Below are 21,850 nucleotides of genomic sequence, written 5' to 3'. Positions count from 1 at the left end.
CGGCCCGTCCGGTCGGCGGCGTCCCGGGAGGAGTGTCAGGCCCCGCGGAGCCCGGTGAAGAGGTACGACTCGAGCTGCTCGAGCGGGATGCGCTCCTGCTTCATCGTGTCGCGGTCGCGGACGGTCACGGCGTCGTCCTCGAGCGAGTCGAAGTCGACGGTCACGCAGTACGGGGTGCCGATCTCGTCCTGGCGGCGGTAGCGGCGGCCGATCGCTCCGGAGTCGTCGAAGTCGACGTTCCAGAGCTGGCGCAGCTGGTCGGCGACGCGGCGCGCGAGAGGGGAGAGCGCCTCGTTGCGCGAGAGCGGCAGCACGGCCACCTTCACCGGCGCCAGGCGCGGGTCGAGGTGCAGCACGGTCCGCGTCTCGACCTTGCCCTTGGCGTTCGGCGGCAGCTCCTGCTCCTCGTAGGCGTCGACGAGGAACGCCATGAGCGCGCGGGTGAGGCCGAACGACGGCTCGATCACGAACGGCACGTAGCGCTCGTTCTTGTTCTGGTCGAAGAACGAGAGGTCCTTGCCCGAGTGCTCGATGTGCGTCTTGAGGTCGTAGTCGGTGCGGTTCGCGACTCCCATCAGCTCGCCCCACTCGCCCGAGGCGAAGCTGAAGCGGTACTCGATGTCGACGGTGCGCTTCGAGTAGTGGGAGAGCTTGTCCTTCGGGTGCTCGTACTGCCGGATGTTCTCGGGGTTCATCCCGAGCCCGACGAACCAGTCCCAGGCGAGCTGCATCCAGGTCTCCTGCCACTCCTCGTCCGTGCCGGGCTCGACGAAGAACTCGAGCTCCATCTGCTCGAACTCGCGGGTGCGGAAGATGAAGTTGCCGGGGGTGATCTCGTTGCGGAACGCCTTGCCGATCTGGCCGATGCCGAAGGGCGGCTTGCGACGGGCGCTCTGCAGCACGTTCGCGAAGTTGGTGAAGATGCCCTGGGCGGTCTCGGGACGCAGGTAGTGCAGACCCGACTCGTCGTCGACGACGCCGAGGTAGGTCTTCATCAGGCCCGAGAACTGCTTGATCTCGGTCCACTGGCCGACCTTGTCGGGGTGCTCCGGGTCGGAGATGTCGGCGAGGCCGTTCACGGGCGGGTGGCCGTTGACCTCCTCGTACTTCTCGAAGAGGTGGTCGGCGCGGTAGCGCTTGTGGGTGATCAGCGACTCGGTCAGCGGGTCCGAGAAGACGCCGACGTGTCCCGAGGCGTGCCAGATCGCCGTGGGCAGGATGACCGCGGAGTCCAGGCCGACGACGTCGCCCCGGCCCTGCACGAAGGTCTTCCACCACTGGCGCTTGATGTTCTCCTTGAACTCCACGCCGAGCGGCCCGTAGTCCCACGCGGAGCGGGTGCCCCCGTAGATCTCACCCGAGGGGAAGACGAATCCCCTGTGCTGCGCGAGGGTGATGACTTTGTCGAGGGTGGTGGGTTCTGCCACGGGTTGCTCCTCAGCTGTTCGGGCGCACGGGGCCCCGGCGCGCGCCGGCTGCGCGCGTCCTTCTGGTGTGCCCCCATGGTAGCCGCGGGGGCGCCGCGACGGTCCGCCCGCGGCGGGCATGATGAGCGGATGAGCACCCTCCCGCCGATCGTCGTGTCCGCCGTCGCCGTCCTCCGCGACCGGCACGTCCTGATGGTCACGGCGCGGGGCCGCGACGTCCTCTACCTCCCCGGCGGCAAGGTCGACGAGGGCGAGAGCGGGATCGAGGCGGCGGCCCGGGAGGCCCGCGAGGAGCTCGGCGCCGTCGCGCTCGGCCTCGAGCCCCTGTTCACCGTCCGCACCCAGGCGCACGGCGAGCCGGAGGGGCGGGAGGTCCACATGAGCGTCTTCGCCGCCGAGCTCGACCGCGAGGCGCGCCCGAGCGGCGAGATCGACTCTCTGCACTGGGTCGACGGCTCCGATGCGGGCCGCTGCCCGCCCGCCGGGGTCGAGACCCTCCGGCTGCTGCGCGGTCTCGATCTCGTCGACTGACCCTCCGGCGCCGGGCCGACCGTGGGGCGGCTAGCCTCGTGGCGTGGAGACGAGACGGCGTGCACGGGACCGGTCGAGCGCGGAGGAGCCGGACCGGCTCGAGCCGGTGCGGCTGGAGGCGGCCGTGCCCATCCTGCGGATCTTCTCGGTCGCCAAGGCGGGCGAGTTCTACGTCGACTACCTCGGCTTCGAGGTGGACTGGGAGCACCGCGCCGCGCTCGACGCCCCCCTCTACCTGCAGGTGTCGCGCTCGGGGCTCCGCCTGCACCTCAGCGAGCACCACCGCGACGGCAGTCCCGGCGCCGCCGTGCACGTCGCCCTCCGCGGTGTCCGCGAGCTGCACGCCGAGCTCGACGCGAAGGCGTACCCCTACCTCAACCCGCGGATCACCCGCACGCCGTTCGGCTTCGCGCTCGACGTGATCGATCCGTTCGGCAACCAGCTGCGCTTCGCGGAGCCGGCTCCGGTGCCGCGCCTGCCCTGATCGGTGCGCGTGCGAGTGCTTGTACAACCTGAGCGCCGACTGATCAACCGTTCACCGGCCGTCCATGCACTTCGGAGTCCCATCCTTTAGCGTGGCTCCGATGGCTTCACGGGGGACGATCGAGCGGCCGGTCACGGCCCGGGCAACGGGACGGCAGCGCCGGCCGCGGCTCCGCTTCATGGAGGCTGCACCGCTGGCGACGGGCATGCTGGGCTCGATCGCGATCCTCCTCGGCTCGCTCGGCGTGGGCTACCTGCCCGCCGGCTCGCCCATCCGCGACTGGCCTCTCGTCGCCTCGATCCGCGCCACGGGCTGGCTCACCGAGTCCAGCGGCGCCCTCGTCGTGGGCGGCGGGATGCTGCTGCTGATCGCGTGGCTCCGCCTGCGCACGGTCGCGCTCGCGGCGGGCCCCGGCTCCGTCCGCACCATCGTGGTGGCGGCCCTCGCCTGGACCGCTCCGCTCCTCGTGACGGTGCCGCTGTTCAGCCACGACATGTTCTCCTACGTGGCGCAGGGTCGCCTGATGACCCAGGGCATCGACCCCTACACCCACGGCGTCGCGACGCTCCCGGGCTGGTTCGACCTCGGCGTCGACCCGCTCTGGGCCGACACGCCCACGCCCTACGGGCCCCTCTACCTCCTGATCGAGCGCACCGCCGTGCAGTTCGCGGGCTACGGCGCACCGGAGCTCTCGATCGCGATGCTCCGCGCCGTGTCGGTCGCGGGCGTGGCCGTCATGGCCGTCTACGCGCTCCGCCTGGCGCGCCTGCGCGGCCTCTCGGTCCCGCTCACAGCCTGGACGATCGTCGCCAACCCGCTGACCCTCGTGCTCTTCGTCGTCGCCGGCCACAACGACTCCGTGATGCTGGCGCTCATCCTCGCGTCGCTCTACTACGCCCAGACCGACCGGCGCATCGCCGCCGTCGTGCTGATGGCCGGAGCGATCGCGATCAAGCCGATCGCCGTGATCGCGCTCCCCGTGCTCGCGCTGCTGTGGCTGCGCCACGACGCGACGTGGCGCGAGCGCGCCCGCGGCTGGCTCTGGACGGGCGCCGGAGCGCTCGGCCTCGTGGTCGCCGTCGGGCTGCTCGCGGGCGTCGGGGTCGGCTGGGTCGCGGCGATGGTCGTGCCCGGCTCGATCCTGCACTGGTACGCGCCGATGTCGTTCGTCACGGTCTCGGTCTCCCGCGCCGTCGAGTTCACCGGTCACGACCCCGCCGCGGCGATCGCCGTGGTCAAGATCCTCGCGCTCGGGCTCGCCGGCCTGATCGCTGCGCGCCTCATGCTGTCGCGGCGCTCCATCGATCCGCTCGCCCGCCTGTCCGGTGCGCTGCTCGCGTTCGTGACGGCGTCGACCGCCATCCACCCCTGGTACGCCCTCTGGATCCTGCCGATCGCCGCGCTCGCGCGCCCGTGGAGCCGCTCCCACGTGCACCTGGCGGTCTACGCGTCGATCTTCCTCATGTGCGTCACGCTCGCCGAGCCGATCGACGGCGGAGGCGGCACGATGGACCAGATCCCGGCGCGGGTCGCGACGATCGCCGCGATCGCCGTGGTCGGGATGTACGTCCTCCTCGGCTACACGGACGAGGAGCGGGTCGAGGGCCTGCCCCTCGTGCGCGCGCTGCCGTTCGGCTCCGTGATCCTCGCCCGCCTCAGCGGCGGCCGCCTGGTCGACGCCCGGATGGCCGCGACGCGCCTGCGCGACTAGCCGGGGCCGCGGCTCAGGAGTCGGACTCGTCGCTCCGACGGCGGGTGCGGCGGTCGAGCGCGGCCTGCGCCGTCTCGGCGGCCGAGTCCGGGGAGCCGACCGGCCCGGTGGGTCCGGCGAGGGTGCTCGAGAGCGACGACAGCCAGCCGGAGTCGTCGCGGCCGACGTTCAGCGCGTCCGAGAAGAGGGGGAGGTCGCTGCGGGCGGCGTGGATCGCGTAGGACTCGCGGGAGAACCCGTTGTCGGGGACGACGGGCGTCCTGCGGGACGCGCGCGTGGCGTCCGGGGCCTGCTCCTGTCGCGAGGCGTCCGACGCCTGCTCCTGGGGGGCCTGCTCCTGGGCGGCCTGCTCCCGGCGGGCGTCGCGCTCGTCGCGCGGGGTGCTGCTGTCGTGGTCCACGGCGGTCCTCCTGCTCTCCGCCCCGAGCGGAGGGACGGGCGCCGCGATGACGGGGCGGCGCCCGGTCAGGCTACCCCTCGTTCAGGGTGTGGCGTCGTCGGCGGCCCCTGATCGTGGCGCGGGGCGCCAGACGACCAGCTCGGTCCGGCGCTGCGCGCGCGTGCCGTGGCGCAGAGTGACCACGTCCCCCTCGAGTCCGGCGGCGAACACGCGGCGGCCCGGCCGGTTCAGGAGCTCGTCGGCGAGGGCCGACTCCAGCTCGCGCACCCGCTGCGAGAGCGACTGCACCTGGTTCTCGAGCTGCAGGATGCGCGCGATGCCCTCGAGAGAGACGCCCTCGGAGGAGAGCCGGGCGACCTCGCGCAGCTGCACCACGTCGCGCATCGAGTAGCGGCGCGACTTGCCCGCGGTGCGGGTCGGGCTCACGAGCCCGAGCCGGTCGTACTGCCGGAGCGTCTGCGGGTGCATCCCCGCCAGCTCGGCGGCGACGGCGATCGCGAAGACGGGCGTGTTCTCGTCCATGTCTCCTCCTCCGACCGGTCGCGCCGATCCGGTGCTAGTAGCGGGCCTTCTCCAGGATGTCCTCGCGCGGGTCCTCGTCCGGCTCGGCGGCGGCGTAGGCCTCGAGGGCCTCACGGGCGGCGGCGGACAGGTGGCTCGGGACGGCGACCTGCAGGACGGCGAGCAGGTCGCCCGTGCCCTTGGGAGTCGTGACGCCGCGGCCCTTGACGCGCAGGACGCGGCCGCTCGGGGTGCCTGCGGCGACCCGGAGCTTGACGGGCTCGCCGCCGAGGGTCGGCACCTCGATCGTCGCGCCGAAGACCGCCTCGACGAAGGTCACGGGGACCGTCACGCGCAGGTTCAGCCCGTCGCGCTCGAACACCGGATGCTTGCGGACCGAGACGGTGAGCACCAGGTCGCCGGGATCGCCGCCGTCCGGGCTGGGGCGGCCCTTGCCGCGGACGCGGATCTTCTGGTCGTCGGCCACGCCGGCCGGGATGCGCACCGAGAGGGTGCGCCCGTCGCCGGTCTGCAGCTGGACGGTGTCGCCCCGGGTCGCGGTGCGGAAGTCGATGGTGGTGCTGGCGGTGACGTCGGCGCCCTTCTGCGGGCCGCCGAAGCCGCGGTAGCCGCCGCTGGGCTGGCCGAAGCGGCTGCCTCCGCCGCCGAACATGCCGCCGAGGATGTCCTCGAAGCCGGGCGGCGGGCCCTGCTGGGTGCTGTAGGAGGTGCGCCCGCCCTGGCCGAACATGCCGCCGAAGACGTCGTCGAACCCTCCGGGCTGGCCTCCCGCGGTGAAGCGCGCTCCGCCGCCCATGGCGCGGATCTGGTCGTACTCCTTGCGCTGCTCGGCGTCCGAGAGCACGGTGTACGCCTCGCTGATCTCCTTGAAGCGCGCCTCGGCCTTCGCGTCCCCCGGGTTGGAGTCGGGGTGGAACTGGCGGGCGAGCTTGCGATAGGTCTTCTTCAGGTCCGCGGCGGAGACGTCCTTGGACACGCCGAGGACCTTGTAGAAGTCCTTGTCGAACCAATCCTGGCTGGCCATGTGCCTCTTCCTGTGTCGAATGCGGCGAGGGACCCCGCCCCGGTCCGGCAGCGTGCTGCCGAGCGGGGCGAGGTCCTCCGCGGTGGTGGTGCCGGTGGCGGGGTCAGTCGGCGGGGACTGCCACGACCACCTTGGCGGCCCGCAGCAGCGAGCCTCCGAGGTAGTAGCCCGCCTCGACGACGTCCGCGACCGTGGAGGTCTCGGCGCCGGGGGTGGGCTGCTGGAAGATCGCCTCGTGGATGTTCGGGTCGAACAGGTCGCCCACGGCGCCGGTCTTCACCAGGCCGAGCTTCTCCACTCCGCCGCGCAGCTTCTGCGCGATGGCCGTGAAGGGCCCGCCCTCGGCGAGGTCGCCGTGCTTCTCGGCGCGGTCGAGGTCGTCGAGCACGGGGAGGATGACCTTCACCGCGTCGCCGATCGCCCGCTCCTTGTCGACCTGGCGGTTGGCCTCGGTGCGCTTGCGGTAGTTCGCGTACTCCGCGGTCACCCGCTGGAGATCGGCGAGGTGCTCGGCCGCGAGCGTCTCGGCGCTGGACTGTCCCGAGAGGAACGAGAGGTCGGCGTCCGAGAGGCTGGTCTCGACGTCGGGCCCCTCGGCCTCGATGAGGCCCTCCTGGTCCTGGGCGTCCTGCGCCGCCTCGGCTCCCGCCTCGCCGCCGGTGGCCGGCTGCTCCTCGGGGAGGTCCTGGGGCTCGTTATCGGCTGCCATGGCTACTTCGTGTCCTTCGGCTCGTCCTCGTCGATGACCTCGGCGTCGACGATGTCCTCGTCGTCCTTCTTGTCACCGTCGGCCGGAGCGTCCGCGGGGGCGCTCTGCGCGGCCTGGTCCTGGGAGTAGATCGCCTGGCCGATCTTGGTCTGCGAGGCGTTGAGGGCGTCGAACGCGGTCTTGACGGCCGCGTCGTCGTCGCCGGCGAGCGCGGTCTTCAGCGCGTCGACGTCTCCCTGCACCTCGGACTTGACGTCCTCGGGCAGCTTGTCCTCGTTGTCCTTGATCAGCTTGTCGATCGAGTACGCCAGGGTCTCGGCGTTGTTGCGGATCTCGGCCGCCTCGCGGCGGGCCTTGTCCTCGGCGGCGTGCTCCTCGGCCTCGCGGACCATGCGGTCGATGTCGTCCTTGGGCAGCGACGAGCCGCCCGTGATCGTCATCGACTGCTCCTTGCCGGTGCCCTTGTCCTTCGCGGACACGTGGACGATGCCGTTGGCGTCGATGTCGAAGGTGACCTCGACCTGCGGGATGCCGCGAGGGGCCGGCGCGATGCCGGTCAGCTCGAACGTGCCCAGGTTCTTGTTGTCGCGGGTGAACTCGCGCTCGCCCTGGAAGACCTGGATCGCGACGGACGGCTGGTTGTCGTCGGCCGTGGTGAAGGTCTCGGACCTCTTGGTCGGGATCGCGGTGTTGCGCTCGATGAGCTTCGTCATGATCCCGCCCTTGGTCTCGATGCCCAGCGAGAGCGGGGTCACGTCGATCAGGAGGACGTCCTTGCGCTCGCCCTTGAGGACGCCGGCCTGCAGCGCGGCGCCGACGGCGACGACCTCGTCCGGGTTGACGCCCTTGTTGGGCTCCTTGCCGCCGGTGAGCTTCTTGACGAGCTCGGCGACGGCCGGCATGCGGGTCGAGCCGCCGACGAGGACCACGTGAGCGATGTCCTCGACCTTGACGCCCGCCTCGGCGATGACGTCGGTGAAGGGCTTGCGGGTGCGCTCGATCAGGTCGCTGGTGAGCTCCTCGAACTTGGCGCGGGTGAGCGTCTCGTCGAGGTTCGCCGGGCCGTTCTCGGTGAGCGAGAGGTAGGGCAGCTGGATGCTGGTCGAGGTGCTCGAGGAGAGCTCCTTCTTCGCCTGCTCCGCGGCCTCCTTGAGGCGCTGGCGAGCGATCTTGTCCTTCGAGACGTCGACGCCGGTCGAGTCCTTGAAGCGCTTGACCAGGTGGTCGACGACGCGCTGGTCCCAGTCGTCGCCGCCGAGGCGGTTGTCGCCCGAGGTCGCGCGGACCTGGATGGTCGAGAAGTCGTCGTCCTTGCCCACCTCGAGGAGGGAGACGTCGAACGTTCCGCCGCCGAGGTCGAAGACGAGGATGAGCTCGTCCTCCTTGCCCTTGTCGAGGCCGTAGGCCAGCGCGGCCGCGGTGGGCTCGTTGATGATGCGCAGGACGTTGAGGCCGGCGATCTCGCCGGCGTCCTTGGTCGCCTGGCGCTCGGCGTCGTTGAAGTAGGCCGGGACGGTGATGACCGCGTCGGTCACCTTGTCGCCCAGGTACTGCTCCGCGTCGCGCTTGAGCTTGCCCAGGATGCGGGCCGAGATCTCCTGCGGGGTGTACTTCTTGTCCTCGACGCCGAAGGTCCAGTCGGTGCCCATGTGGCGCTTGACCGACGCGATGGTGCGGTCGACGTTGGTGACGGCCTGGCGCTTCGCGGTCTCGCCGACGAGCACCTCCCCGTCCTTGGTGAACGCCACGACGGACGGCGTCGTGCGGAAGCCCTCGGCGTTGGCGATGACGGTGGGCTCGCCTCCCTCGAGGACGGCCACGACAGAGTTGGTGGTTCCCAGGTCGATGCCTACGGCACGGGACATATGCGTTGTTCTCCTTCGCGATCGGCGTCGCGCGGGCGGCTGCCGGTCAGTTGACGGGTGGTGCGGAATCCTCTGCGGGAGTTGAGCCCCGCACGCTCAAGTTTACGCATCCGTCGTCTCGCGTCAAGTCCGGACGCGAGAAGTTGAGTCGCATCGGCTCAACTCTCAGACTCGCGGGTCCCGCCGCTTCCGGCCGTTCACCTCCTCCCCCTACGGTGGGCCCATGACGACGCGCACCGGCCGCTGGCCCGTCCTCGCCTGGGGCCTGTGGGACTGGGGCGGATCGGCCTTCAACGCGGTGGTGACCACCTTCGTCTTCACCGTCTACCTGACCACCGACGGGCTCTTCGGCACCTCGAGCGGAGTCTCGGCCGCGCTCGGCTGGTCCCTCGCCGCCGCCGGCGTGGTCGTCGCCGTGATCGCGCCGATCACCGGCCGCCGGGCCGACCTCGGCGGGCGCCGCCGGCTCTGGCTGGGGATCCACTCCGCCGTCGTCGTCCTCTGCATCCTGCTGATGTTCCTCGTGCGCCCCGACCCGGCCCTCCTCTGGCTGGGACTCGGACTGCTCGCGGTCGGCACGGTCTTCTTCGAGTTCGCGAGCGTCAACTACAACGCGATGCTCCTCCAGGTCTCGACCCGGGCGACCATCGGCCGCGTCTCCGGCTTCGGGTGGGGCATGGGCTACGTCGGCGGGATCGTCCTGCTGCTGATCGTCTACTTCGGCTTCATCTCGCCCGAGGTCGGGCTCTTCGGAGTGACGGGGGACGACGGCCTCGACGTGCGCGTCTCGATCCTGGTCGCCGGCGTGTGGTTCGCCGTCTTCGCCCTCCCTGTGCTGGTCGCGGTGCCGGAGACGCCGGCGCGCGCGAGCCGGGCGGAGCGCGTCGGCGTGATCGCCTCCTACCGCGCGCTCTTCGCGCAGGTCGCCGCCCTCTGGCGCGAGAGCCGCAGCACCGTGGCCTTCCTCATCGCCAGCGCGGTGTTCCGCGACGGGCTCACCGGGGTCTTCACCTTCGGCGGCGTGCTGGCGCAGGGCACCTTCGGCTTCGACGCCGGCGAGGTGATCCTCTTCGCCATCGCCGCGAACGTCGTGGCCGGAGTGGCGACCATCTCGGTCGGCGCGCTCGACGACCGCCTCGGCCCCAAGGCCGTGATCGTCGCCTCGCTCATCGGCCTGGTCGTCTGCGGCACCGCCGTCTTCGTCCTGCACGACGGGGGGAGCACGGTGTTCTGGATCTTCGGCCTGCTGCTGTGCCTGTTCGTCGGCCCGGCGCAGTCGGCGAGCCGCAGCTACCTGGCCCGCCTCATCCCGGAGGGACGCGAGGGCGAGATCTTCGGCCTCTACGCGACCACCGGGCGGGCGGCCTCGTTCCTCGCGCCCGCCGCCTTCGCAGCCGCCGTCTCGATCGCCGCGGCCGTCTCGGGCAGCGGCGAGGCGAACGTGCAGTACTGGGGCATCCTCGGGCTCGTCCTCGTCCTCGCCGTCGGACTGGTGCTGCTCCTGCCGGTGCGCCGCCCGCCGGCCACCGCCCCCGTCGTGCCGGAGCCGCGGCTCGCGCCGCCCGCCCGCCGGGACTGACGGGGCCCGGCCCGCGGAGACGCTGGCAAGGCCCCTCCCCGCGCGCCATGGCCGAGGATCAGACCGTGGCGATCCAGAACACGATCAGCAGGAGCGTGACGAGGAAGCCGGTCAGGAAGTTCAGCGCGAGGAAGCGCTTCCAGCCCGCATTCGCCCGCTCCGCCTCGGCGTCCTCGAGCGACCGGTACGGCCAGATGCTCACCGCGTACGGCACCGCGAGGATCGCCGCGAGGGTCCCCGGCCAGGGCAGCAGGAGCAGGAGCAGGCCGCTCGCGACGTAGGCGGCGATGGCGAAGCGCGTGGTCGCCTTCGCTCCGATCACGGTCGCGATCGAGCCGATGCCGCCCGCGCGGTCGGCCAGGATGTCCTGCACCGCGCCGAAGGCGTGGCTCGCGATCCCCCAGAGGAAGAACGCCACGAGCAGCGCCACCAGAGGTCCGGTGACCACGGTGCCCGCGAGGGCGATCCCGTAGACGGCCGGGCTGACGAAGTGGGTCGCCGAGGTCAGCGAGTCGACGAACGGGCGCTCCTTGAAGCGGAGCCCCGGCGCACTGTAGGCGATCACGGCGAAGACGCTGATCGCGAGGACCAGCCACGAGACCGGTGACCCGAGCAGCACGAGCGCCACCAGGAACGGCACGTTCGTGGCCACCGCCGCGATCAGCGTCGCGCGGTGCTCGCTCCGGTCGAGCACGGCGCCCTCGACGCCGCCCTTGCGGGGGTTCCGCAGGTCGGACTCGTAGTCGAAGACGTCGTTGATCCCGTACATCGCGAGGTTGTAGGGGATGAGGAAGTAGATCGTGCCGAGCACGAAGGCGAGGTCGATCTCGCGGGTGGTCAGCAGGTACGCCGCCGCGAACGGGTAGGCGGTGTTGACCCAGCTCAGCGGGCGGCTCGAGACGAACAGCGCGCGCAGCCGGTTCACGGCTCGCTCCGACGACGCGAGGGCAGGAGCACCCAGAGCGCCGGGAGGGCGAGGGCCGCGGCGATCGCGTAGGCGAAGTCCTCGATCGGAGCGACGCCGATCCGGATGCCCGAGATCAGGTCGTCGTCGTAGGCGACCAGCAGGCCCACTCCGATCATGATGTTGTCGAACACGGCGGTCATCACCAGCAGCACGGCGAGGGTGCCGAGGACGGCGGGCAGGCGCAGGACGCGTCGGCGCAGCGCGAGCAGCAGCAGCACCAGCACCACCGCGAGGAACACGGCGTTGAGGAGGAGGTAGGTCACGCGCGCGCCTCCGCCCGCCGGACGACCCGCTGCGAGAGGAAGCCGTGCACGTCCATCGTCAGGTAGCAGAGCAGGGTGAGGAAGAGGACCTCCTCGACCGGGAGCTCCGGCGCGATCTGCAGGCCGGTCATGTAGGAGGTCTCTCCGCGGAAGAAGACGCCCAGGCCGATCCCCACGAGGTCCCAGACCAGGAAGAACGCGACTCCCACGGGCAGCACGATCGCCGCGCGTCGCGCGTCCGCCCAGAAGAACAGCCGGAAGCGGCGGTCGAGCACGATCATCCCGGTGATCGAGACGAGGAGCGCGAGCAGGTAGAGGATCCCCACGCCTACTCCCCCACGGCGACGGGCGCGACCGGAGCGGACGGCGCCTCCCGCACGGGCAGCGGCTCGGTCGACACGTCGCCGCGCACGCGCTTGAGCATGACCTCGGCGCTGATGATGCACATCGGCAGGCCGATGCCGGGGATCGTGGAGCTGCCGGCGAAGAGCAGGCCGTCGACGTGCCGGCTGACGTTCCCGGCGCGGAAGAAGGCGCTCTGCGAGAGGACGTGGGCCGGTCCGAGCATCGAGCCGCGCCAGGCGCCGAGGTCGCTCTCGAAGTCGGCCGGGCCGATGGTGCGGCGGACGACGATCCGCTCGGCCAGGTCGGTCGCGCCGGTCCAGGACGCGATCTGCGCGATGGCCTGGTCGGCGATGGCCTCGACGCGCGCGCCGCCCGCGCCGTCGACTCCGCCGTGGCCGATCGAGGTGTCGGCCGGGATCGGCACGAGCACGAACAGGTTCTCGTGCCCCTCCGGAGCCGTGCTCGCGTCGGTCGCGCTCGGGCGGCAGACGTAGATCGACGCGGGGTCGGGCACGGTCGGGTGCTCGCCGAAGATCTTGTCGAAGTTGTCGCGCCAGTCCTTCGTGAAGAGCAGGGTGTGGTGCTCGAGCTCGGGCAGCTCCCCGCGCACGCCCAGGAGGACGAGGACGGCGCTCGGGCCGGGCTCGCGCTTCTCCCAGTAGGCGGGCGGGTAGGTCCGCAGCTCCTCGGGGAGGAGCGACTGCTCGGTGGTGAAGAGGTCGGAGGCGTTGACGACCAGGTCGGCGGGGATCCGCTCCGTGCCGTCGGGGCCCGTGAACTCGACTCCGACGACCTCGGCGCCGCGGCGTCGGCCGCGGGGCGAGCGGGTGGTGAGGATCCGCGTCGCGGGCGAGGACGTGCGGACGGTGACGCCGGCCTCCTCGGCGACGTCGGCGACCGCCTCGATCAGCTTCGTGAATCCGCCCATCGGGTAGAGCACGCCGTCGGCGAGGTCGAGGTGGCTCATCAGGTGGTACATGCTCGGCGCGGCGAACGGCGAGGAGCCGAGGAAGACGGCCGGGTAGCCGAGGATCTGGCGCAGCCGGTTGTCGGTGACCGCCGTCGCCGCGAACGTGTCGAGCGGAGTGAGCAGCAGGCGGCCGAGCCTCCCGGTCCGGCTGAGCACGTCGCGGCGCAGCAGCGGGAGGAAGGACGAGAAGCTCGTGTAGAGGAAGCGGCGCTTGGCCATCTCGTAGGTGTCGCGCGCGGAGTCGAGGTACGCGCGCATCCGCTCGCCCGCTCCGGACTCGATGCTCTCGAAGAGCGCGAGGTTCGACTCGAGGTCGGCGAGCACGTCGATCGGCTCGTCGACGCCCTCGCTGTAGACCCGGTAGCCGGGGTCGAGCGTGACGAGGTCGAGGCGCTCCTCGGCGCTGGTGCCCATCAGGCGGAAGAAGTGGTCGAACACCTCGGGCATCAGGTACCAGGAGGGACCGGTGTCGAAGCGGAAGCCCTCGTGCTCCCACGAGCCGGCGCGGCCGCCGACGGCCTCGCGCGCCTCCAGGAGGGTCACGTCGTAGCCGTCGCGCGCGAGCAGCGCGGCGGAGGCGAGCCCGCCGATCCCGCCGCCGATGACGACGGCGCGGTGCGGGCCGGTCCTCGAGCGGGTCGCGCGGACGGGGCCGGGGCCCAGGCGCGGGCCCAGCGTCGACACGGCCGCCTTCGCCGCGAGCGCCGCCTTGGCGGCCGTGGGCACGCTGACGCGGGCGCGGAGGAGCTCCTCGGCGGGCGTCGCGCGGATCCGGTCGGCCAGGGCGGCGAAGAGGGAGTGGGCCAGCAGGACCGCGCGCCGGCTGGAGCGCGGGAGCTCGGGCACGATGGCGGCGGCCTCGGCGAGGTCGTCGTCGAGGTCGGCGAGCAGCGAGGCCTTGTCGCGCTCGGAGAACGCCCGCGGGTCGACTCCGGGGAAGTAGCTGCGGCCGAGGCCGTCGACGTCGGCGGCGAGATCGCGGAGGAAGTTGACCTTCTGGAACGCGGCGCCCAGGCGGCGCGCTCCGGCCACGAGCCGCGCGCGGGCGGCCTCGGAGACGAGCCCCGCGTCCGGCGCCGCGAGGAACACGTGCAGGCACATCAGCCCGACGACCTCGGCGGAGCCGTAGACGTAGGCCTCGAAGGACTCGGGGGTGTGCTCGGTCTCGCGGAGGTCGGCGCGCATCGACGCGAAGAACGGCCGGGTGAGCTCGGTGCCGAATCCGGTCGCCCGCGCGGTCCGCGCGAAGGCGTGGATCACGAGGTTGGAGCTGTAGCCGGAGGCGAGCGCGCGCTCGGTCTCGGCCTCGAAGGCGTCGAGGGACTCCTCCACCGCGGCCCGGTCGAGACGGGCCTCCGCGGCGACGCCGTCGACGATCTCGTCGGCGACGCGCACGAGGGCGTAGACGTCCTCCACCCGCTCGCGGACGCCCGGGGCGAGCAGGCGAGTGGCCAGCCCGAAGGAGGTGGAGTAGCGGCGGATCACCTGCGCGGACGACTCGTGCGCGACGCGGTCGTACAGTTCGCTCTGGCGGCTCATCGTGCCACCGTACGGGGGCTCGGCCGGGCGGAGCGCATCGTCGCGCGCATCCGCGCGTGGCGGACAGCGCTCATCGGGTGCGCCCGACCACGCTGGCCACGAGCGGACGGACCTCGTTGCGGAACGCCTCCGACACCGCGGGCGTCTCCAGAGCCGCCCAGGCGCGATCGGCGAACTGGTTCGCGAGCCCCTCGGCGTAGCTGCGGGCGCCGCACTCCTCGAGGATGCCGCGCACCTTCTCCGCGGTCTCGGGCGCGAGGTGCTCGTCGCCGATCAGCGCCTCGATGTCGGGCCAGCAGTCCGTGCCGGCCGCGTGGGCGATGAGGACGGTGCGCTTGCCCTCGCGGAGGTCGCCCAGCGTGGTCTTGCCGGTCTGCCCCTCCGAGCCGAAGACGCCGAGCAGGTCGTCGACGATCTGGTAGGCGATGCCGATCCAGCGGCCGAACTCGCCGAGCGCGTCCACCGCGGCGTCCGAGGCCCCGGCGAGGATCGCTCCGGCCTGCAGCGGCGCCTCGAAGGAGTAGACGGCCGTCTTGAGGCGCTCCATCTCGAGCACCTCGTCGACCGAGGGCATGCCCGGCATGAGGGAGAAGTCCACATCGGCCAGCTCGCCCGCGGCGGAGGCGAAGACGGCCTCGTCGAGCAGGGTGAGCAGGCGGGCCCGCACGCCGTCGGAGGCGCCGACGCCCTCGACGAGGCGGTGGGCGCCGGTGAGGGCGAGGTCCCCGGCGATCACGGCCACCGAGGTCCCGCGGTGCTCGGCGATCGGGATGGAGAGGCCCGCGGTCGTCGCCTCGTCGCGGTAGCTGCCCGAGACGTTCGGGCCGCCGCGGCGCACGAAGTCGCGGTCGATCACGTCGTCGTGCACGATCAGCGCAGTGTGCAGCAGCTCGAACGCCGCGCCGAGATGGGCGGCGGCCTCCGGATCCTGGCCGCCGTGGGCCTCGTACGCGGAGATCACCATCAGCGGGCGGAAGCGCTTGCCGCCGCGGGTGTTGGCCTCCAGCGTCTGCCAGAGGGTCAGGTAGCGGGGTCCGAGACGCACCGCCCGGGACCTCGCCAACGAGAAGAACCTGTCCAGGACGGCATCGACGTGCTCCTGCCTCAACCGGGACAGAACCACGGGGTCGCGCGTATCCACGTGGGAAGGCTAACAAAGGGGAGAACCAGGACGATAAGCCGGCTGATGTGTTGCGGCGTGCTTGACTTGCGGGTATGACTTCGCCAGCCGCCACTGTGCAGACGGACCGGATCGAGCAGGTGGTCCTCCTCGACGAGGCCGGGAACGCCGTGGGGGTCGCCGACAAGGCGACCGTGCATGACACGGCCACCCCCCTGCACCTCGCGTTCTCCTGCCACGTCTTCTCCCCGGACGGCGCGCTGCTGGTGACCCGCCGCGCGCTGGAGAAGCGCACCTGGCCGGGCGTCTGGACCAACTCCTTCTGCGGGCACCCCGCCCCGGGCGAGCGGATCGAGGACGCCGTCGTCCGCCGGGCCGAGCGCGAGCTCGGCGCCCGGCTGGCCACGCTGGAGGTCGCCCTGCCGGACTTCCGCTACCGCGCGGTCGACGCGTCCGGCGTCGTCGAGAACGAGATCTGCCCCGTCTACACGGCGACGCTGTCGAGCCGCGACGCCCTCGATCCGCGCCTCGACGAGGTCATGGACTACGAGTGGGTCGACGCCGAGGCGACGCTCGCCGCCGTCCGCTCGACCCCCTGGGCGTTCTCCCCCTGGCTCGTGCTGCAGCTCCCCCGCCTGCTGGGCTGACCCCTACGCCCTGATCCCTTCGCCGGCGTCAGTCGGTGTAGACGTCCGTGCGGTGGAAGTTGAGCGCCGACCGCGACGCGGTCGGACCGCGCTGGCCCTGGTACCGCGAGCTGTACTCCGCCGAGCCGTAGGGCTTCTCGGCGGGCGAGCTGAGGCGGAAGAAGCACATCTGGCCGATCTTCATCCCCGGCCAGAGCGTGATGGGGAGCGTCGCGACGTTGCTGAGCTCGAGGGTGACGTGGCCGGTGAAGCCCGGATCGATGAACCCGGCGGTCGAGTGGGTCAGCAGCCCGAGCCGTCCGAGAGAGCTCTTGCCCTCGAGGCGCGCCGCGATGTCGTCCGGCAGCGACACCTCCTCGTAGGTCGAGCCGAGCACGAACTCTCCCGGGTGGAGGATGAACGGCTCGCCCTGCGGCGTCTCGACCAGGCGGGTCAGCTCGGGCTGGTCCTCGGCCGGATCGATGTACGGGTAGCGGTGGTTGTCGAACAACCGGAAGAAGCGGTCGAGGCGCACATCGACGGACGACGGCTGCAGCATCGACGGATCGTGCGGGGCGAGCCCCACGCGGCCGGAGGCGAGTTCGAGCGAGATGTCGCGGTCGGAGAGGAGCACGCTGCGATCCTAGGGCGTGGCGCGACCCCGGGGCGTGGGCCGGCTCCGGGCCTTGCTACGATGTCCTGGTGCGCCCGAGCGGCGCCGCGCGAGTGTAGTTCAATGGTAGAACTTCTGCTTCCCAAGCAGATGGCGCGGGTTCGATTCCCGTCACTCGCTCTCCTCCTCCCCCCCCCTCGTCTGCGGCCGGTCCTCCGGCCCGACGCGAGCGGCTCCTCCTCCGGCGCTGCAGCGGCGTCCGGCAGCCCCGCGGTATCCGTCAGCCCAGCAGCGGCAGCCGCCCGACGATCCTGTCGATCCGGCTCCTCGGCCCCACCAGGCTGACCGCGAGGTACTGCAGCTCGTCGGAGCCGCTCGCCGCCACCGCCTCCCGGTACTCGTCGTACACCCGGGTGGCCTGCGCGGACGCGGGCATGTCGGCGACGAACGTCCCCTCGTGCGCCTCGGCCTTCGCGCGGATCGCGAGCAGGGTGGCCGCGTCGGCGGCGAGGACCGTGCAGCCGGCCCACGGCAGACCGGGATGCAGCGATCCGGACGCGTCGGCGGGGCTCGGTCCGAGCAGTCCCGCGACGTGCGCGGCCGTCGCGGCGCCCACGCAGATCGCGGCGTTCACGGCGCGACCGGCGGGGAGGGACTCGTCGACGACGACCACCCACTTGAGGCGGGCCGAGCGGGTGGGCGCGGCGGTGTCGATCTCGTCGGGGTGGAAGCCGACGGCGTCGGGGGCGGGGATGGTCATGCTGCTCCTCGGTTCGTGCGAAGTGACGTCACGAAGAGTAGGCAGGAGGGGTCCCCTGCGGCAGGATCTCCGTATGAACGACCAGCAGAACGGCCCAGGAGCGGCACTCGACGAACTCGACGTCCGGATCCTGCAGGTCCTGCAGTCGGATGCACGGATCACGAACCGGGACCTCGCAGCCGCCGTGCACGTCTCGCCCACCACCGCCCTCGACCGCACGAGGAGCCTCCGGCGCCGCGGCGTCATCACCGGCGCGACGCTCACTCTCGACTTCGCGGCCCTCGGGCGCGGCGTGCAGGCGCTGATCGCGGTCCGCATCCGTCCGCCGTCGCGCGAGATCATCGAGGCCTTCCGCGACTGGGTCGCCGGCCTCGACGAGACGGTCGGCGTGTTCGTCACCTCCGGCTCGGAGGACTTCATCATCCACGTCGCCGTCCGCGACAACCAGGACCTCTACGCCTTCGTCATCGACGAGCTGACGCAGCGCCGCGAGGTCGCCGACGTGCGCACCTCGGTCGTCTACGAGCACCTGCGCGAGCAGGTCGTCCTGCCGCTGGAGCCGCACGGCCGCGCGGAGCGGTGAGGCGCCCGAGCGGCGTTCCGACGCGACACGCCGGGCGGATCAGTGGCAGCGCGCGGGATCGCGGGACGCAGAGGGCAGGGTGGAGGGGTGACAGAGCTCGTCCAGATCCCGTCGCCGGGCGTCGCCCTCGAGTACGGGCACCCCGGCCGGCCCGTGGTGGTCGTGCTGCACGACGTCTTCGGGCGCCTGCCGTGGCTGGAGCCGTTCGCCGAGGCCGTGGCGAAGCACGGCTACCACGTGCTCGTGCCCGACCTCTACGACGGCTGGGCCACGCTCGCCCCGGAGGACGCGCGCGACCTCGCCGCGATGGCCGCGCAGGACCGCACCCTCGCCGCCGTCGCCGAGGCGGTCGGCACCGGAGTCGCGGCCGGGGCGCCGCGCAGCGCCGTCATCGGCTTCGGCTTCGGCGGCCGCCTCGGGCTGCTCGCCGCGGGCACCGGGCTCGTGGACGCGGTGGTCGCGTACTACGCCACCCTCGGTGCGGAGGAGCACGTGCTGGTCCCGTGCCCCACCCTCCTGCACTACGCGCAGAGCGACGAGTGGCCTGCGGGCGACGACCCGGAGTCCTTCGTCGGACGGCTGAAGGAGTCGGGGACGCCGGTCACGGCGCACACCTACCCGGACACGCAGCGGCACTTCGCGAACGGCAACCTGCGCGACGCGGTCAGCCCCGCCTCCGCGGCGCTCGCCTACGCGCGGACGCTCTCGTTCCTCAATCCGCAGCTCATCGACACCTGAGCTCAGCCCTGCACGTCGTGCAGGTGGTGCTGGACGTCGTGCAGGTAGTAGCGGGCGATCATGTCGACCGTGAACGCCGCGCCGTCGCTGCGGCGGCCTCGGCGCTGCCACTGGGCGCCGGCGACGGAGTCGAACACCTCGGCGATGCGCTCGGCCGCCTCGACCAGCTCGCGGCCGACCGTCGCGGGGTCCTGCTGGTCGTAGCGCTCCTCCACGGCGGTGACGTCCTGGTCCCAGTTGGGGTAGAGCGGGTCGTCGCCGGCGAGCATCAGCTGCACACGGGTGCGGTAGATGCGGTGCACGTCGCGCACGTGCGCGGCGTACTCGAGCGGCGACCAGGTCTCGTCGTCGGGCCGGCCCGCCGCGTCGTCGCGGTCGAGCACGTAGGGCCAGGCGGCGGCGTTCTCGCGGATGAGCTCGGCGACCTCGTCGGCGTCGACGAGCGAGGCGTCGAAACCGCACTCGAGGCAGGGGCGCTCGAGGACCCAGGTCCAGTCCTTGGTGTCGGGAGTGATCGGCATGGCACCAGAGTAGGGCGCCGCCGGATCAGCAGCGCGTCGGGGTCCCCTGCACGGCGCCGCGCTCGCCGTCGGCCGTCCACGGGAGCCGGGGCAGGCCCTCGGCTCCCGCCGCGGCTCCCTGCTCGACCGCGATGGCGGCCAGCGTGCGGGCGACCGTCGCGGCGAAGTCGCCGCCGGGCGTCGAGCTGTTGATCGAGACGGCCACGGTCAGGCCCGAGACCGGGTCGGAGTAGGCCGCGGTGACGAAGCCGGGCGCGAGGCCCGAGAAGCCGCGGAGGGGTCCCGCCTCGTGCCCGCCGAGCGCGGCGCGGAGGTAGTCGGCGCGGCCCTGGCCCTGGACGACCGGGTCCTGCCACATGGCGTCGCCCGCGGGATCGGCCGCGAGACCCGTCGCCAGCCGCCGGAGGTCCTCCAGATCGGTCAGCGCTCCGCCGGCGGCGCCGAGGGCGGACGGGGACGCGGCGGTGACGTCGAGGCGCACGTCGCAGCGCTTCTCCCCGGTCGCCGGGTCCAGCGCGACCGCGTAGCCGCGGGGGGACGGAGCGGGCAGGTCGACCTCGGAGGCGCCGGGCAGCTCCGTGCTCCGCAGCCCGTACCGCGGCACCACGTACTGGTCGTAGAGCTCCCCGATGCTCCGACCGGTCACCTGCGCGGCGACGATGCCGGCGAGCAGCGGACCGGTGGCGGAGTCGGACCACGCCGCTCCGGGCTCGGCCGAGGCGCCGCGCACCTGGGCCGCGGCCAGCAGCTCGAGCGTCGGCCACTGCCGCGGGGGGTTCTGGAGCACGGTCGGCCAGAGCGCCGAGCGGAAGTCGGCCAGGCCGGAGGTGTGCGCGCAGAGCTCGCGCAGGGTGAGCCCGTCGATGCCGGGCAGGGAGCGCAGCGTCTCGCCGACGTCGGCGTCGAGGTCGACCCGGCCGGAGTCGGCGAGGGCGAGGACCACGTCGCAGGTCATCGCCTCGGTGCCGCCGGTGCCGAGCCGCAGGTGCGCGTCGGTGGTGAGGGCGGTGGTGCGCTCGTCCGACTCCCAGCCGACCGCGCCCTCCCAGCTGCCGCCCCACGGCGACCAGACGCCGGCGACCGCTCCGGTCGCGCCGGCGACGCCGACCGTCTCGTCGAGGAACCCCGACAGGGCGGAGGCGAGCTCCTCCGACGCCGCCTGCGCGGGCGCCTCCGCCACGCGCGAGGCGGCAGCGGGCGTGCAGCCGGCCAGTGCGAGCACGAGGACCGGGACGACGAGCAGCCCCGTCCGCGTCCGTCTGCGAGATCCCATGCCGTGCGACTCCCCCGTCGTCTGCGAACGGCACCACTGTACGGGGGCTCCGTCGGGCCGGAGAGGGCCGCTGAGCGCGCGATCGCGATTCGTGTCCTGACCGTGACCGGCGGAGTCCACCCCGTTCCCAAACCGGCAGGCGCCGGGTTACGAAGAGAGGGAGTACAGCGCAGAGGCGCTGCTCGAAGGAGGTAAGAGACCATGCGCAGATCCCCCAATCGACTGCTGGCGACTCTCTTCGGAGCCGTCTACGTCGTCGTCGGGCTCCTCGGCTTCGTCGTGACCGGAGGCGTGCAGTTCCTCTCGACCGAAGGCGGGCTCCTGCTCGGCGTCTTCGAGGTGAACCCGCTGCACAACATCGCCCACCTGCTCATCGGAGGCGCGCTGCTGATCGCGGGCCTGTCGACCGTCGCCGCGGCGAAGACCGTCAACGTGACCGTCGGAGCGGTGTACCTGCTGCTCGGCATCGTCGGCTTCTTCCTGGTCGACACCGCCCTGAACGTGCTGGCGCTGAACACCGCCGACCACTTCCTGCACCTGGCCAGCGCGCTGGTGCTCCTGGGAGTCGGACTCGGCACCGAGAAGACGGCGAGGACGCGCACCGCCGCGACCGCCTGACCCGGGCGGCACCCGCCGCCCCCCTCTACTCCGTCCGCCGTGGGCCCGCCGTTTTCCGCGGCGGACGGACTGAACGGCCCCGGACGACACGATGCGGTGTGTCGATCCGGGGCCTCCTCTTCTTCCCCGATCCAGCGAAGGAGCCGCCATGACCACCGTGGCCCGCTGCAACGCCGCTTTCGCCGGACTCGGCGCCGGGCTCGTCCACCTCTCGCTCGCCGCCGGCGGCGAGGGCGTGCAGGCCCCGGTGATCGGGGTGCTCGGTGCCGTCGAGATCCTCTGGGCGGTCCTCGTCCTGGCGCGCGGCCGGATCATCGTGCCGCGCTCCGCGCTGGTCGTCGCGGTCGCCTCCCTGGCGGCGTTCGCCCTCGCTCTGGCCCTCGGCGCACTCGCCGAGCCCCTCCCCGCGCTGGCGGCCGCGGTCCTCCAGCTGATCGCGGTCGCCGTGGTGGCCGTCTCGCTCCGCTCTCCGCGCGTCGAGGAGAAGGCCGTCTCGCCGTCGCGAGCTCTCGTCGGACTCCTGGCCGGCGCGCTCACCGTCTCCGCCCTCGCCACCCCCGCCATGGCCGCCTCCTCGGGCGGCTCGGGCGACATGGGCGGGATGATGCACTCCGTCGTCGACGGCGGACACGGGCACTGACGGCCTCTGGTCCCGGCGGCCC

At 72.3% G+C, this 21,850-nt stretch carries 24 protein-coding genes and 1 tRNA gene; 10 read left to right on the top strand and 15 right to left on the bottom strand.

Going from position 1 to position 21,850, the window contains the following annotated elements:
• Positions 1–35 precede the first annotated feature (35 nt).
• The gene (locus C5D50_RS07030) at positions 36–1,427 is read right to left on the bottom strand and encodes a glycine--tRNA ligase (RefSeq protein ID WP_104283141.1); all 1,392 of its coding nucleotides are present in this window, start codon (positions 1,425–1,427) and stop codon (positions 36–38) included.
• Positions 1,428–1,556: 129 nt separating this feature from the next.
• Between C5D50_RS07030 and C5D50_RS07025 the strand changes: the two genes are divergently transcribed.
• The 3 genes from C5D50_RS07025 (at position 1,557) to mptB (ending at position 4,153) form a co-directional block, all read left to right on the top strand.
• Positions 1,557–1,958, top strand: a complete 402-nt coding sequence (locus tag C5D50_RS07025) for an NUDIX domain-containing protein (RefSeq protein ID WP_104237622.1) — start codon at positions 1,557–1,559, stop codon at positions 1,956–1,958.
• A 43-nt stretch (positions 1,959–2,001) separates the two neighbouring features.
• Positions 2,002–2,442 (top strand): glyoxalase superfamily protein, encoded by a 441-nt coding sequence (locus tag C5D50_RS07020; protein WP_208543318.1) that lies wholly within the window; start codon positions 2,002–2,004, stop codon positions 2,440–2,442.
• A gap of 100 nt (positions 2,443–2,542) precedes the next feature.
• Positions 2,543–4,153 (top strand): polyprenol phosphomannose-dependent alpha 1,6 mannosyltransferase MptB, encoded by a 1,611-nt coding sequence (mptB, locus tag C5D50_RS07015; RefSeq protein ID WP_146082113.1) that lies wholly within the window; start codon positions 2,543–2,545, stop codon positions 4,151–4,153.
• A 13-nt stretch (positions 4,154–4,166) separates the two neighbouring features.
• Here mptB and C5D50_RS07010 read toward each other — a convergent pair whose 3' ends face one another.
• The 5 genes from C5D50_RS07010 to dnaK form a co-directional block, all read right to left on the bottom strand.
• The gene (locus tag C5D50_RS07010; RefSeq protein ID WP_104283139.1) at positions 4,167–4,553 is read right to left on the bottom strand and encodes a hypothetical protein; all 387 of its coding nucleotides are present in this window, start codon (positions 4,551–4,553) and stop codon (positions 4,167–4,169) included.
• An 81-nt stretch (positions 4,554–4,634) separates the two neighbouring features.
• Positions 4,635–5,075 (bottom strand): heat shock protein transcriptional repressor HspR, encoded by a 441-nt coding sequence (locus C5D50_RS07005; protein ID WP_104226135.1) that lies wholly within the window; start codon positions 5,073–5,075, stop codon positions 4,635–4,637.
• A gap of 34 nt (positions 5,076–5,109) precedes the next feature.
• Complete coding sequence (locus C5D50_RS07000) at positions 5,110–6,099, bottom strand: DnaJ C-terminal domain-containing protein (RefSeq protein WP_104222888.1); 990 nt, start codon at positions 6,097–6,099, stop codon at positions 5,110–5,112.
• A gap of 103 nt (positions 6,100–6,202) precedes the next feature.
• Positions 6,203–6,808 carry a nucleotide exchange factor GrpE gene (locus C5D50_RS06995; RefSeq protein WP_104283138.1) on the bottom strand — a complete coding sequence of 202 codons (606 nt, stop codon included), beginning with the start codon at positions 6,806–6,808 and terminating at the stop codon, positions 6,203–6,205.
• A 2-nt stretch (positions 6,809–6,810) separates the two neighbouring features.
• Positions 6,811–8,673 (bottom strand): molecular chaperone DnaK, encoded by a 1,863-nt coding sequence (dnaK, locus tag C5D50_RS06990; protein WP_104222890.1) that lies wholly within the window; start codon positions 8,671–8,673, stop codon positions 6,811–6,813.
• Positions 8,674–8,896: 223 nt separating this feature from the next.
• Here dnaK and C5D50_RS06985 point away from each other — a divergent pair, with 223 nt between their 5' ends.
• Positions 8,897–10,252 (top strand): MFS transporter, encoded by a 1,356-nt coding sequence (locus C5D50_RS06985; RefSeq protein WP_104283137.1) that lies wholly within the window; start codon positions 8,897–8,899, stop codon positions 10,250–10,252.
• 58 nt (positions 10,253–10,310) lie between these two features.
• Here C5D50_RS06985 and C5D50_RS06980 read toward each other — a convergent pair whose 3' ends face one another.
• The 5 genes from C5D50_RS06980 to C5D50_RS06960 form a co-directional block, all read right to left on the bottom strand.
• Entirely contained in the window at positions 10,311–11,177 is an 867-nt protein-coding gene (locus C5D50_RS06980; RefSeq protein WP_104222892.1) for a prenyltransferase, read from the bottom strand.
• Positions 11,174–11,482 (bottom strand): lycopene cyclase domain-containing protein, encoded by a 309-nt coding sequence (locus C5D50_RS06975; protein ID WP_104222893.1) that lies wholly within the window; start codon positions 11,480–11,482, stop codon positions 11,174–11,176. The genes C5D50_RS06980 and C5D50_RS06975 overlap by 4 nt, the downstream gene beginning before the upstream one ends.
• Entirely contained in the window at positions 11,479–11,808 is a 330-nt protein-coding gene (locus tag C5D50_RS06970; RefSeq protein ID WP_104283136.1) for a lycopene cyclase domain-containing protein, read from the bottom strand. Before C5D50_RS06970 ends, C5D50_RS06975 begins: the two co-directional genes overlap by 4 nt.
• Positions 11,809–11,810: 2 nt before the next feature.
• A complete protein-coding gene (crtI, locus tag C5D50_RS06965) occupies positions 11,811–14,336 on the bottom strand; it encodes a phytoene desaturase family protein (protein WP_104283135.1) in 2,526 nt (841 codons plus the stop codon).
• 70 nt (positions 14,337–14,406) lie between these two features.
• Positions 14,407–15,381 carry a polyprenyl synthetase family protein gene (locus C5D50_RS06960; RefSeq protein ID WP_244229492.1) on the bottom strand — a complete coding sequence of 325 codons (975 nt, stop codon included), beginning with the start codon at positions 15,379–15,381 and terminating at the stop codon, positions 14,407–14,409.
• Positions 15,382–15,551: 170 nt separating this feature from the next.
• On the opposite strand from C5D50_RS06960, the gene idi reads away from it, so the two are divergent.
• Entirely contained in the window at positions 15,552–16,103 is a 552-nt protein-coding gene (gene idi / locus C5D50_RS06955; RefSeq protein WP_104222897.1) for an isopentenyl-diphosphate Delta-isomerase, read from the top strand.
• Between the two features lie 28 nt (positions 16,104–16,131).
• Here the strand turns inward: idi and dcd are convergent, their stop codons facing one another.
• Positions 16,132–16,716 carry a dCTP deaminase gene (dcd, locus tag C5D50_RS06950; RefSeq protein WP_104222898.1) on the bottom strand — a complete coding sequence of 195 codons (585 nt, stop codon included), beginning with the start codon at positions 16,714–16,716 and terminating at the stop codon, positions 16,132–16,134.
• Between the two features lie 88 nt (positions 16,717–16,804).
• Between dcd and C5D50_RS06945 the strand changes: the two genes are divergently transcribed.
• Positions 16,805–16,875: transfer RNA gene (locus C5D50_RS06945), tRNA-Gly, on the top strand.
• A 100-nt stretch (positions 16,876–16,975) separates the two neighbouring features.
• Here the strand turns inward: C5D50_RS06945 and C5D50_RS06940 are convergent.
• Complete coding sequence (locus C5D50_RS06940) at positions 16,976–17,455, bottom strand: DUF2000 domain-containing protein (RefSeq protein WP_104283134.1); 480 nt, start codon at positions 17,453–17,455, stop codon at positions 16,976–16,978.
• Positions 17,456–17,528: 73 nt separating this feature from the next.
• On the opposite strand from C5D50_RS06940, the gene C5D50_RS06935 reads away from it, so the two are divergent.
• Both C5D50_RS06935 and C5D50_RS06930 read left to right on the top strand, forming a co-directional pair.
• Complete coding sequence (locus C5D50_RS06935; protein WP_104255349.1) at positions 17,529–18,038, top strand: Lrp/AsnC family transcriptional regulator; 510 nt, start codon at positions 17,529–17,531, stop codon at positions 18,036–18,038.
• Positions 18,039–18,125: 87 nt separating this feature from the next.
• Positions 18,126–18,776, top strand: coding sequence for a dienelactone hydrolase family protein (locus tag C5D50_RS06930; protein WP_104237610.1), 651 nt, complete (start codon positions 18,126–18,128; stop codon positions 18,774–18,776).
• A 2-nt stretch (positions 18,777–18,778) separates the two neighbouring features.
• On the opposite strand, the gene C5D50_RS06925 is transcribed toward C5D50_RS06930, so the two are convergent.
• Together C5D50_RS06925 and C5D50_RS06920 are read right to left on the bottom strand one after the other, a co-directional pair.
• A complete protein-coding gene (locus tag C5D50_RS06925; RefSeq protein WP_104283133.1) occupies positions 18,779–19,297 on the bottom strand; it encodes a DinB family protein in 519 nt (172 codons plus the stop codon).
• Positions 19,298–19,322: 25 nt separating this feature from the next.
• Entirely contained in the window at positions 19,323–20,570 is a 1,248-nt protein-coding gene (locus tag C5D50_RS06920; protein WP_104283132.1) for a serine hydrolase, read from the bottom strand.
• Between the two features lie 201 nt (positions 20,571–20,771).
• Here C5D50_RS06920 and C5D50_RS06915 point away from each other — a divergent pair, with 201 nt between their 5' ends.
• Together C5D50_RS06915 and C5D50_RS06910 are read left to right on the top strand one after the other, a co-directional pair.
• Complete coding sequence (locus C5D50_RS06915) at positions 20,772–21,188, top strand: DUF4383 domain-containing protein (RefSeq protein WP_104222905.1); 417 nt, start codon at positions 20,772–20,774, stop codon at positions 21,186–21,188.
• 148 nt (positions 21,189–21,336) lie between these two features.
• Complete coding sequence (locus tag C5D50_RS06910; protein ID WP_104283131.1) at positions 21,337–21,828, top strand: hypothetical protein; 492 nt, start codon at positions 21,337–21,339, stop codon at positions 21,826–21,828.
• The last annotated feature ends 22 nt before the right edge of the window (positions 21,829–21,850 follow it).

This window comes from Rathayibacter sp. RFBD1, assembly GCF_002932915.1.
Taxonomy (GTDB): domain Bacteria; phylum Actinomycetota; class Actinomycetes; order Actinomycetales; family Microbacteriaceae; genus Rathayibacter.
Note: the sequence above shows the minus strand (reverse complement) of the source record. Positions and strands in the feature narration are given on the sequence as shown.